This window comes from Paenibacillus sp. FSL R7-277 (assembly GCF_000517965.1).
Taxonomy (GTDB): Bacteria; Bacillota; Bacilli; order Paenibacillales; family Paenibacillaceae; genus Paenibacillus_AQ; species Paenibacillus_AQ silagei.
Map to the genome: position 1 here is coordinate 1 of NZ_ASPX01000091.1, position 12,200 is coordinate 12,200.

The following is a 12,200-nucleotide window of genomic DNA, read 5'->3' on the forward strand; positions in this document are numbered from 1 at the left end:
GCTGCTATCTATAGCCAGCTTGCCGTTAATGTCTGCCGTTACAGGCTGACTGTTCACTGTATATGCACCGCCTGGCGTCAGGCCAGTCAGTTGCTCGGCAGTATAGTCAATGACAGCTGCCGGGGTTGCTTCCGGCGTTGCCCCCACTCCACTGTCCAGTACAACTCTTGTATTGTCGTTACCTACAATATAGAATTTATCATTCTGGAACCTAACCTGGTTTAATCCGCTTCCGCTGACTCCCAGCGCCTGCTCGTCATATTGGGTCCAGGTAACCAGATCTTTAGAAGAATAAGCCACATGGGATTCCCGATCGTTGTACACTACACCTGCAGCAACATAATAACCGTTACCATAATCTATGGAACGCAGCTCCGTCCAGGCTGAGTTTGCATCAATCCCATGCTCCGTCCAGACAGAGCTGCTGCTTAACACACCGCTTGTCTCCAGCAGCTGCGGAGTTCCATCATTACCATTCGTAGCCATAACGGCATATTTTCCATTTGCATAAGTGATATCATAGAAAGCGAAGTAGCTGGAGGGCTCGTAATTCTTCAATGAGTCAAGTGAGCTCCAGCTTGTTCCATTCGTAGAGGCCCAGATTCCTCCATCACCAAAAGCCACATAAACCCCGTTCACAGCCTTCACATGATTGAATGAAGCTCCGCTTAAGGTTGCTACAACAGCCCATGAGACTCCATCAGCAGATTGTAGAACATTATTGGCAGTCACAGCAACAAAACCGTTAGTGCCATAAGCTAATCCTTTTACAAGACCGGCAGCTCCGGCTGGAAGATCTGTAACCGTCCAATTCTCTCCATCTCCAGAGACACCCAGCTTCTTCCCCGCTGCAACGAAAACATTGTTGCCATAGGCAATTTCAGCGAATCCCAGATTAGGCGGCAGGTGGTTAGATACACTCAACTGATTCCAGCCGCTTGAAGAGGACATGAATATATTATCCTGAACCTCCGTACCAAAGTCTGACAGAACGTTTCCAGCTACCACCCACTTGCTTCCATTAAACGTGCTTCCTTGCAGGTTCCCGCTGAACCTGACCCAGCGGGTCTGATCTGGCGTCACGACAAGACTATGTGCTGACTTCGTTAACAGAACTATTCCTGTGCCGTTTGAAGCGGCCGATATAATGGTATGATTCGTTACGGGCTCCGCCGCTGTCCACGCCCCTCCACTATTGGCCGAAGTATACATTTTACCTTCCCTGCCAAATCGATAGAGTAAGGATCCCGCCTGCACAATGCCAAGCATATTATCATAAGAAGAGTCTGCGGCAAAGGTCATTCCATTGCTGCTTACATAACCGTTCTCCCAGTTTTTCGATACATAGAGCTTACCGTTATACACAGCTAATGCATCCAGTCCAAACGTTCCGCCCAAGAATGCAGACGTCCAGCTTGACCCGTCATCCGAGTGGGCATAGGAGGCGAATACATTGCCCGTAATCACATATTTTCCATTGAAATTAATAATGTCTGTTAGAAAAAAAGGACTGCTGGTGGTCGATTGGGCTGGCCAGAGCGCAGGAACCGTACTCCACTGGCTCCAATTCTGTCCGTCTGCAGAAGAATAGATAACCCCCAGGTCTTGCGCCCGATTAGTGGCACTCCACCTTCCGCCGGCAGCATAAAATGTCCCGTTAATGTAACGCACCTTTTGCAGGATGTCAGCATTTACAGATGAGGATTTATCACTCCAGGTTCCGCCTCCGTCCGTAGAGACAATGACCTTAGCCTTTGCAGTGGAGTTTGAATAATCTACACCTACCGCTACATAAGTGCTTGAAGTAAATGCAATACTCCTCCAAGAAATCTTGGCATTAGATGACGGGGTGCTAATCTTGCTCCAGCTCATCCCATCTGCCGATTGTACAATTCTCCCGCCCTCTCCTACTGCGGTATAAGTTCCACCCGCATAGATTACACTGTTCAGATTCGTATCCAGGTTCTCTGCCACCGCCGATGCAACAGTCAAAGTATCCGCCGAAGCCTGTGCTCCGGCAATGCTCATATTCGGGAATATCAGCAATAATATAAGAATGAAAATCGAGCTTTTTTTCCATAACAACGGTCTTTTCATACACATGTCCCCTTATGTCCATTAAATGTGCCGTCCAATTTATCCGTTAGTCAGCCCTCAACCCGTTAGTAAAAGTGCCCTCCTATGAGCAGAATGTAATTCTCCACATTGGATTCGACAAAAATCGCCATAAACCTTCAAAAATACTATACTAAAATTTAAAATACATCATTATATTTTTTAGCTGGATTTGGAAGGCGCTCTTGCAAAAGAACTCCAGCTTCGCAACATGATGCGTTACCATAAGCGCAAAAAAAGCCCGCTCTGTCGACTGAACAGAACGGGCTGATAAATCTCCTCTACATTTCTTCCACATACCGCTTGGCTTCTCCAAGGGGAAGATCGGTATGCTGGCGGACCAGCTTGATGGCCAAAATGAGCTGTCCATCCTTTTTTAACTGCCGGACATGCTCCTGGACCTCTTCGGGAACGACCTTCAGTGTAGTGCCTGCTGCCTCCCGGCGCTTCAGTTCAGCCGCTACCCGCTGCTCCATCTCCGGCGTCAACACCTCGTCTACCTTCGCGGCAGGCACCGGCCAGCGTTCTGGCTTATTCCCCCGGATTGCTGCAAGCAAAGTACCTACAATCGTGTAGAGCACCAAATACTGGGCGCACCGGTACAGGTATAACCATACTGTACTTAGCGTAACCATCTCCCCGCCTGGCTTCAGAATGGAGAGGTTATCCGAAATGACGTACTGGCCTGGCGCATAATTATTGATATCCTGGTCCAGCTGCAACTGACCTATAGGTGAGACAATCCATTCCAGCGGCTTGTTGGTTACGGGGTTCCCTGCTGTATCGATCATCATGCCCAAGAACGAGAATATGGCGACAGCAAAAACTAGATAATTAGACCAATTCAACCTTTTGACTAACACCACCATACTGAACACAACCAGCAAAGTCAGACTTCTTATGTAATCGTTATGTAGGGATAATTGAAAAACTACCGGCAGCCCCCACCCGAACAGCAGCACCATAACAGCCGCAAACCCAAAGAAAAACAATAAAATCTTAACATTCTTCATCACTACCTTCATTCCTCCTCTCCTGCCTCCTATCCTATATTTACCCAGAATGAAGTCATTTGAGGCGATCCTGTTTATAGTACAATTATAGCTGTCAGCCGACACGTTATAATATGCAGCCTATAATTAACCCAGGTGAAGGAGGATTTACTTACTATGAATGAATTGTTAGATATGAAGGAATTGTTCAAGCAGATCATCAAGCAGGACGTCAAACCTTTGTTCTCCGCACAGGGCTATCGTACAAAAGATCTGAATTTCTACAAAACAGAAGGCCAACTCAGCTATAAAATCAATATCCAGAAATTCAAGTACAATACACACAAGCAACTCAGCTTCTATGTGAATTACAATCTTCATTCCGAAGAGCTTGCGCAATATAGGCCTGCTTCGTCTCTGGGCTTGCCTCACTTCTATGCCCGGATCAACCAAATCGTCCCCGCCGCCCCGGAACGCTACTTCCTGACGCCGGAGGTAGATGTGGACAGGTTCACGGCAGACCTGCTACTCCACTTGGATCAGGGTCTCCAATTCATGTACACCCTAACCGATGCCAGGGCCATTATTGAATACTATATGCCGCGGATAGCATTGCATTTAAGTGAGGAGACCTTCGGGTACCTGCTGGATACAGGGGATACAGAGACTGCGGAGCAATACCTGCAGCAGCTCCAAGCGAAATACGGCGCCGAGAAGCGCTGGGCGATTTGGGAGAAGAAGTTTGCGGCGGTCTGGGAGAAATACGGAAGCTCTTCCTAGCGCAGCCATCCTCCACAAATAAAAGGGCCTCCCGGTCTCGTTAGGAGAGATCGGGATAGCCCTTTTTCAATATATATCAGTCCAGATTAGGATAAGTTCTCCGTCAGCAGCGTGAAGCCTTCGATCACCGCATCCTCATCAATCTCAATCATGATGCAGCGTTTGCCCTGGTAATTCACCTGCCGTACATATCTCAGGTCTTGCGGGCTGATTGTGATGGAAGCGACCTTCGTATCTATCTTGATCGACTTGGAGGTGAACTTCGGGATGACGCTGCTGGCCTTCAGCTCATAATGCTTATTGTCCACGATGGTCTCGAACGCGCGCTCCACCTTCTCCGCCGTCACATCCTCCACACCGCTGGCCTTCAGCACACGCTCCACATCGCGGTAATCAAGTCTCGGCGGTTCTTCCTCCTCCGCGTTGTCCTCAATGACCTGGTGAATCTCCTCGTACACCTGAGCAATGGTCGCCACATCGATCTGCTCGCCCGCCACTTCCTTTACAATGTCCTCAAAAATAGACCGTTCCTCCAGCGCCGTCACCGACCGCTCCGCATTCAGCACCTGCTCGATGAACTGCGGGTTTGGATTATTCGCGCTTCCCGTGCAGTACAGCACCCGGTTGATATCCGAATAGTTGTCGGTCACACTCGGGTAGAAGAAGCCCTGCTCCGGCGTGCTGAGCTTGATGATGGGATCCACCATGATATTGTATTTGAACTCCCGCTCCACATAATCGAACAAAAGCGTCTTACGCTGCTGCTCCGTGGAATTCACGCTGCACAGAATGAACGGATGCGCGAATACCTCGTCCTTCCCGGTCTCCTCGGCCTCATCATTACGCGCCTTGGTCGGCCGGAAGTATTGTCCCCGCACGAAGGTGATGACCGCATCCTTCTCATACTTGGCATCCACCAGCATTTTGTCCACCAGCATAAGCATCAGGTCCTGCCACTCCTCCGGGTCACCGGTTATCAGCCCCTGGTGCAGCATCACCTGCGACGGCTCCTCTGCTTCCTCCAGGAACTTCAGCTCGAACAGCTTCTGGTCCAGCTCGCCCGTCAGCAGCTTCCGGAAGTTACTCATATACAGCTCCTGCTTCTCGCGTTCCAGCATGGCGAACGGCTGGCGTTCGAAGTGGTAGATTTCATTCGTTTCTTTCATAATATAGACATTCAGAATATCGTACAGATTCAGCTGATCATGGTCCATCTTGAACTGCTTGCGTATATGTGCGGCTTCTTTCTTGATCATGGCTTGGAACACAGCTCCTATGAAATGAATTGGTTGTATCAGTATAAACGATAGTACAACCCTTCGCTAGAAGGGTTGTCGTTGCTCGTGATATTCACTAGTGTTCACTCTCTAGCCCCACCGCTCAATCATCCCAAGATAGCGGTCCAACTGCTGCTCCTCCAGTAAGGCTATCATATCCGCAAAGGGCTTCAAATCCCGGCGTACAGCGTAGGCCTCGAGGGCATTGAAATATTCCAGCCGCGTTTCTTTGGCAATAGAGATAGGAAGATATCCATTTGCCAGCAACTGATAATTCATAATCAGACGCGAGGTTCTGCCGTTCCCATCGGCGAACGGATGGATGCGGACGAATTCGGCATGAGTCCAGGCCGCAAGCTCTATGATATCGGCGTTATCTTTCTGTGCTAAATCAGCATAAAAATTTTTCACTTGCAGATACATTTCATTGGGTACTGGCGGTGTATGCGCTGCTCCGGATATATACACCTCTACATTCCGGTATACCCCACCTATCATAATATTCTCAGTTAACAGAGCATGAATATCCTTAATGATCCCTTCATCCAATGGTTTTTCATCGTTAATGCAGGACTTAATATACTGGTATGCTTTATTATGATTAATAACCTCATATATTTCCCGAAGCATTTTCCCGCCTACGGATATCCCTTCCTCCAGTACCACTTTGGTTTCCAGAAGGGTTAACGTATTGCCCTCTATAGCCGTTGAGTTATGCGTATACTCAAGTTCAAAAGCCTTCACATAGCTTTGGACAGTAAGGTCCGGGATTTGATCTTTAGCCTGATCATATAAGGCCTTTTTGCGCAGAATTTCAGGGTAGCTCAAGCAGATCACTCCTTTCTTTTCCTATCACTAAGTATAGCCTAGGTATTCACTGAATCGACTTCTGAACTTGGAGAAATAATATTATTACACAACAACCATATCCAAATACCGCCGCAGCCCCGCCTCAGTACCAGGGTCCCTTAGCCAGGCCCCCAAGCTCCAAGTCATATAACGCAGGCCGAGATACCATGAAGCAGCTCTATAGCTCTGCCCGAACGTATCCGCAGGAAGCTCCCATCCCAGCGAAGCCAGCACTTCACGGTATTCTCCAGCTTGAGACCGGTCAAACCGCATAGGGATGTCGAGGAACAGGGAACCGTACCGCGCTTCTTCCCAGTCAATGAACATAACGTCATCATTATTGTGTACCAGTACATTTCCGGGATTCAGATCATTATGTATAAGCGTGTGAGTGGTCTCATCCTTCCAGACGGCTTCGAGCTCGTCCACGATTTTCCCCGATACGGCATCGATCTCAGAAATATACGTCCCGAAGGTCTCCACGAACCGTTCATTGTGCTTGGCCTCTTCCCATGCGGGTCGCCATACTCCATGAATTATAGTCTCTATGTATGTACGGCTAACCCTAGGGAGCCAGGATAACTCCTCCTGCAATCCGCGATTACGGTTATGAATATAAGCCAGCGCCTGCATTTCCTTGTGCTGAAGCATCCCAATATCCAGATTCTGATAATTCGTCTTATAATCTACGTCCTGAATACATAGGAGCACCCGATGGTCCGAATCCAGATTACCCGCTCTATTAAAAGGGACATTAGCCCCCTGATCCAATAACCGTTTCATTACCCGCCGTTCAATTCCATTCGCCATTTTGGTAATCACAGAGCTGTACTCTTGTCTGCCTTCACTCTCCAAGAGAATCCTGTGCCGGAATAAATCCACCGCCTGATAGCCCGAATGCAATCGGGTGCTCTCGACATCAAGGACCTTTGCCTTATCAGACAGGAATTGCCGCACAGTCTCCTCAATTAAATCCATCCCCCCGCCAATCTCAAATCTCATGATTTCCCTCCGCCTCTCCCCGCTTGATCGCATACATCCGCTTGTCGGCTTGGCGCAGTAGCGCATCCGGAGCCGTTCCGTCCTGCGGATACAAGCTGATGCCGATGCTCATATCGATCTTTAGCTCTTCGCCTTCATAATTCAGCGTGGCCTGTGCAGCCGCCGCCAGCAGCCGGTGCTCCAGCTCTGCGGCGCTCAGCCCGTCCCCGCCCACGGGGCAGAACAGCACGAATTCGTCTCCGCCGAAGCGGGCCGCCAGCCCGTCCGGCTGAACCAGCTGATGGATCATGCCCGCTACCTTGCATAACATCTGGTCCCCGGCCTCATGACCCCAGCGGTCGTTCACCTGCTTGAACCGGTCGAGATCAAGCAGCAGGATGGCTACTTCCCCGCCGCTGCGCTCTGCTTCTGCAAGAGTCTCCTCCAGCTTATCATAGAATTGCCTGCGGTTCGGCAGCCCTGTGAGCGGATCATGGTAGGCCATGAAGGCAATCTGCCGCACATGCTCATTGCGCAGCCGGATGTCCCGGATGAGCAGCACCGCATGGATCTCATGATCCACGGTCACGTAATCTCCGTTAATCATCACCTCGACCGGACTCTCCCCGTTATGCAGAACCATTTCCAGCTCACCGATATCGTCCTGTACCTTAAGCTTCGCCACGATCTCTGCACCGCCCAGATCGGTAAGATTAGCCTTCCCCAAGGTCAGACGGCCAAACATCTTACCGGCACTCGGATTCGCTTCCTTAATGCTGCCTGACAACGAGACGAGAAGCGCAGCCTGTGAATTAATCTGGAACATCTTCTTGTAGCGCTGTCCCGCATGATTAAGGAACTCATACCGCTGCATGGACAGCCGCAGCACGAAGCACCAGATCAGTCCTCCGTAGATATACGTATAAGGCGGCAGCACTTCATTGAAGCGGAAATAGCCGAACACCGCTACCCAGAGGAATGTCACCCAGGAGCCATACTCCAGCAGCTTGAAGATACCGCCATGCTCCTGATAATCAGGATCGGCGGCACTCCACTTGCGCCTACTTCGCAGCATGACGATGGGGATGAAGCTAAGCAGCAGACTTGCCGTTAAGGTCCCGTAGTAGGCTGCATTGGCTATCGGCCATTTCCAGACCCCGGATACCATGAACAGCTGAACGGAGGTATAGGAACGTTGACCAATGAGTCCCGCCGGGATCGCCAGCGTTAGGATATGGAACAGATAGGGGTACCACGGCCGGGACATCCGCTTATGTAAGCCGATTAACCGGGCAATCAGATGGAAGCCCAGCCCTGGAATAAGGATACCGACATTGGCGAACCAGACCGCAGCCAGCAGCGGACTATATTCCATGGGCAGCATATACCGGAAGTACTCCTCCAGGAACATCAGGAAATAGCACAGAATTGTAGCGCTTACCAGACGATGTTCGATCTGCCGCGGGTTGCGCAGCAGCACATCCATTCCCATGTAGAAAAAGAAGAGCATCGGCAGCCAATAAAATACGACAGGTATCCATACATGGGTCGGGCTCATTTCTCTTCTCCTCTACAGTCTGTCACGGACATAGTTAATCTTAATTTTAATATATTACCGGGCGGAGACGCCGTCAATGAACAAGTTCTGTGGTATGGCTTAAGGCGGCGTATTGGCTGTGGAACAGCAGATCATAGGCTTCATTCCGGCCACGCAGGTTAGCATGGGTATCGCAGGCTGCCACCTTCCCGGCTTGCAGAACCAGCACCTTGTCACAGTCTTGAATTGTAGAAAGACGGTGCGCAATCGAGATCATGGTAGTTCCGGCAGACAGACGCTTCAGCTCATTCCTAATGCCGCTCTCATTCTCAGGGTCCAGGGCGCTTGTACTTTCATCGAAAATAATAATGTCCCGCTTCTGCAGCAGCGCCCGCGCAATCGACAGCCGCTGCTTCTGGCCCCCGGAGAGCTTCCCCCCCTTCTCCCCGATAACCGTATCCAGCCCCTCCTCCAAGGATGCAATATAGTCATAGATATTGGCGCTGCGGCAGCAGGCAATCAGCTCTGCTTCCGTTGCCCCGTCCCCCGCCAGCAGCAGGTTCTCCCGGATCGTCATATTGAACAGAACAGGCTCCTGCACCACAATGCTTACCTTGGCCGCCACACTCCCGCTGTTCACCGCATGCAGATCCGTGCCGCCGATGCGGATGCTCCCGCCCTGAGGCTTCATCTGTCCGGTCAACAGTCTGGCAAGAGTAGACTTGCCGCTGCCGCTCTGCCCTACGATGGCTAGATGTTCCCCCTTCCCCACCGAGAACGAAATCCCGTCCAGTGCGAAGGCATCCTTCCCCTCATAGCGGAACCGCAAATTCTGAACCTCAATCTTTTGTCCGCTAATGCGTTTGTAAGGCCGCTGGTCCGCCTCTGCCTGTAACAGTCCGATCACTTTACTGATATTCACCGAATCATTCTTGTAATTCATCAGGCCATTGCTGATCGTCTCGATGAACCCGAAGAACTGCCCGTAGAAGCTGATGAACACCAGCAGGACTCCGACCTCCGAGTAGCCTTTAATCACGAAGAGTCCGCCAATGAAATAGATGAACAGCTGGGTAATGAAGTTCTTGGTGAAATACGAATACGTAACGCCCAGATGCTGATAGAGCTGGCTGCGGAACCACACCGGACGAATAGCCGCATAATGCCCGTTCAATTCCTCTAGCTGGGCCTCCTCCAGGTTATTGGTCTTCATATCTTTCCAGTTCTGCAGACTCGCATGTAAAAAGGATTCGTACCCGTTCTGCAGCCTCCATAGCTCCTCCCCCGCCTTCCTCGTCTTCTCGCCCAGGAGATTCACGGTCAGCAGGGAGACCGGAACGAAGACGAAGCTGAGGAGGGCGATCCGCCAGTCATAGCTTACAAGAATCGCAGCCAGCGCAGCAGCATACAGGACAGCGTATGTGAAATCTAACAGATGTACCGTGAAGAACCGCCCGGCTGCGGCTGAATCCTGCTCGATCCGGCTTTTCAGATCACCAATGCTGTACCCGCTATACTCCTCATAATCCAGGCTGTTCACTCTATTCAGCAGTTTGCGCTTAAGCCTGAGGTCATACTTCAGAAGCAGCTGGTTGGAGTAGCGCTTGCTGACCGCAATCCCGGCCGTCGTAAGCACGAATACTCCCAGATAACCCGCGATAACCGGCCATAGCCCACTTAGGTGCTTCTCCACCAGCACGCGGTTGACGAGCAGAGAGTACAGGAATAACGGAAGCAGTCCGCAGACCAGATTCCACAGCTTGAACAGCACGAGCGCCAGCAGCGGCTTACGGACACCTTCAATTCCCTGAGTCAGCGCTTTATAGGCGGCCCATCTTGTCATAGTCATACCGCTTCGCCTCCTGCACGCTGTTCGCTGAATAGATCTATGTACGTTTTGTTGCTTCTGATCAGCACGTCGTGAGTATCGTAGCCTGTGATCCGGCCATCCTCCAACACTGCAATCCGGTCACAGCCTCTAAGCGTGGACAGCCGATGGGCGATGATGATCAGCGTCCGGTCTTGCGCAAGCTCACCAGTCATCTGCCGGATCAGCGCCTCATTCTTGCTGTCGAGGGACGAAGTCGCTTCATCGAAGACCAGAATTTTCGGATTCTTGACCAGGATTCGTGCAATAGCCAGACGCTGCTTTTGGCCGCCCGATAATTCCTGCCCGGAAGTCCCCAGCACCGTGTCCAGCCCGTCCGGGAGATTCAGGACCAGCTCATGCAGCGCAGCTCTCTTAAGTGCTTCAAGAAACAGACTGTCCCGATCACGATTATTCGTAAAAGACAGATTATACCGCAGCGTGTTATCGTACAGAACCGTCTCTTGATGAACCACGCCCACCTGACTCCGCAAGCTGTGCAGGTTATATTCGTTCACGTTGCGGCCATCGATCAGAAGCTCGCCGCCGTCAACGGGATACAGATTGCAGAGCAGGCTTCCGAGCGTTGTTTTCCCGGCTCCGCTCCTTCCGGCAATACCCACAGTGCTTCCTCCCTCGACACGGAGATTGAACCCGTCCAGTACCCGCCTTTCCTCCGTATATCCGAAGCTGACATTACGAAATTCAATCGTCCCCTCTGTAATCAGTGTGGGCAGACGGGCTTCCCTGTAGTCCTCTTCCTCTTCATTCAGAAGCTCCGCAACACGCTGCAGGGATATATTCTGGCCCCAGGTATCGGTAATCTTGCTATTGATCGAGCTGAAGTAGGTCACCGCCATATTGAAATAGCTGGCGGCAGCCACAAAAACACCAAGCTGCATCTGCCCCTTCACAATCAGCCGGGAGCAGATGATGAACAGCAGCAGCTGTGCGGCAAGTGTGATGAATGCATTCACCCGCTCGGTGGATACCTCAATTCTTCCATTATCCACATTCTTGTGATGGATAGAGACTGTCCGCCTGAGATAGGTACGGGTTACCAGCCTCCCGGCATTCAGCAGCTTGATCTCCCGCATATTGGCCACAATTTCAAATAAGTACGAGGACAGCCTGCCCTGCTCTGCCGCCAGATCCCGGTTGACCCGAAGCGCTCTTCGCTTGAAATATCTGGAGGCTAAGAACACGACAGGCACCAGCACCACAGTGAACACTCCCAGCAGAACATGATAATAGAACATGAAGCCCACGGCGAACACAATATGCAGCAGATTGGAATACCCCCACAGTCCGCTCCAGAAGAGGAGATTCATAATGTCCTTAGCATCGCGGTTCATCCGGCTGATCAGATCGCCGCTGTACATCCCGGAGAGATCCTTCCCCTTCTGATGCAAAATCTTGCGGAATAGCGCCCGCCGGATATCGAACACGAACCCCGTCATCAGCTGGGAGGAGATCAGATTATTAAGCGTTGCCACAATGAACTGATTGAACAGGAGAATGCCGGCATAGATCAGGCACAGCTTCAGGAAGGCCTTCAGATCCTGGTCATAAAAAGCGATATTAATCAGCCGTCCGCCCAGGAACGGATATATCAGATTCACCAGGGTCATTACCGTAGTTACCAGGAAACCGCATACAAATACCAGCTTGTGCATCCGTATGAACGTCATCAACCACCGTCTTGCAGTCACTGACCCACCTCCTTCCATATATTCACAAGGAATATTGTAGCACGGATGTTCGTATATAGGGAGTGACCAACCTCTCCATTTATCCAACAA

Annotated in this window: 9 protein-coding genes; 1 reads left to right on the plus strand and 8 read right to left on the minus strand. The window is 50.9% G+C overall.

What is annotated here, in order from left to right; genetic code table 11:
- The coding region (locus tag C173_RS26395) for a sialidase family protein (RefSeq protein WP_036730771.1) at positions 1 to 2,097 on the minus strand (2,097 nt) is incomplete at its 3' end.
- A gap of 299 nt (positions 2,098 to 2,396) precedes the next feature.
- Positions 2,397 to 3,131, minus strand: coding sequence for a hypothetical protein (locus C173_RS26400; RefSeq protein WP_155991653.1), 735 nt, complete (start codon positions 3,129 to 3,131; stop codon positions 2,397 to 2,399).
- A gap of 153 nt (positions 3,132 to 3,284) precedes the next feature.
- On the opposite strand from C173_RS26400, the gene C173_RS26405 reads away from it, so the two are divergent.
- Positions 3,285 to 3,887, plus strand: coding sequence for a DUF4304 domain-containing protein (locus tag C173_RS26405; protein ID WP_051478449.1), 603 nt, complete (start codon positions 3,285 to 3,287; stop codon positions 3,885 to 3,887).
- 86 nt (positions 3,888 to 3,973) lie between these two features.
- Here the strand turns inward: C173_RS26405 and C173_RS26410 are convergent, their stop codons facing one another.
- The 6 genes from C173_RS26410 to C173_RS33085 form a co-directional block, all read right to left on the minus strand.
- Positions 3,974 to 5,143: a DUF4317 domain-containing protein gene (locus C173_RS26410; RefSeq protein ID WP_036730773.1), complete on the minus strand. Its 1,170-nt coding sequence runs from the start codon at positions 5,141 to 5,143 to the stop codon at positions 3,974 to 3,976.
- Positions 5,144 to 5,254: 111 nt separating this feature from the next.
- Positions 5,255 to 5,992: a Fic family protein gene (locus C173_RS26415; protein WP_036730774.1), complete on the minus strand. Its 738-nt coding sequence runs from the start codon at positions 5,990 to 5,992 to the stop codon at positions 5,255 to 5,257.
- An 84-nt stretch (positions 5,993 to 6,076) separates the two neighbouring features.
- Entirely contained in the window at positions 6,077 to 7,015 is a 939-nt protein-coding gene (locus C173_RS26420) for a phosphotransferase family protein (protein WP_036730775.1), read from the minus strand.
- Complete coding sequence (locus tag C173_RS26425; RefSeq protein WP_036730776.1) at positions 7,005 to 8,552, minus strand: GGDEF domain-containing protein; 1,548 nt, start codon at positions 8,550 to 8,552, stop codon at positions 7,005 to 7,007. The genes C173_RS26420 and C173_RS26425 overlap by 11 nt, the downstream gene beginning before the upstream one ends.
- Positions 8,553 to 8,625: 73 nt before the next feature.
- The gene (locus C173_RS26430) at positions 8,626 to 10,380 is read right to left on the minus strand and encodes an ABC transporter ATP-binding protein (protein WP_036730778.1); all 1,755 of its coding nucleotides are present in this window, start codon (positions 10,378 to 10,380) and stop codon (positions 8,626 to 8,628) included.
- Positions 10,377 to 12,110 carry an ABC transporter ATP-binding protein gene (locus tag C173_RS33085; protein WP_162174718.1) on the minus strand — a complete coding sequence of 578 codons (1,734 nt, stop codon included), beginning with the start codon at positions 12,108 to 12,110 and terminating at the stop codon, positions 10,377 to 10,379. The genes C173_RS26430 and C173_RS33085 overlap by 4 nt, the downstream gene beginning before the upstream one ends.
- Positions 12,111 to 12,200 lie beyond the last annotated feature (90 nt).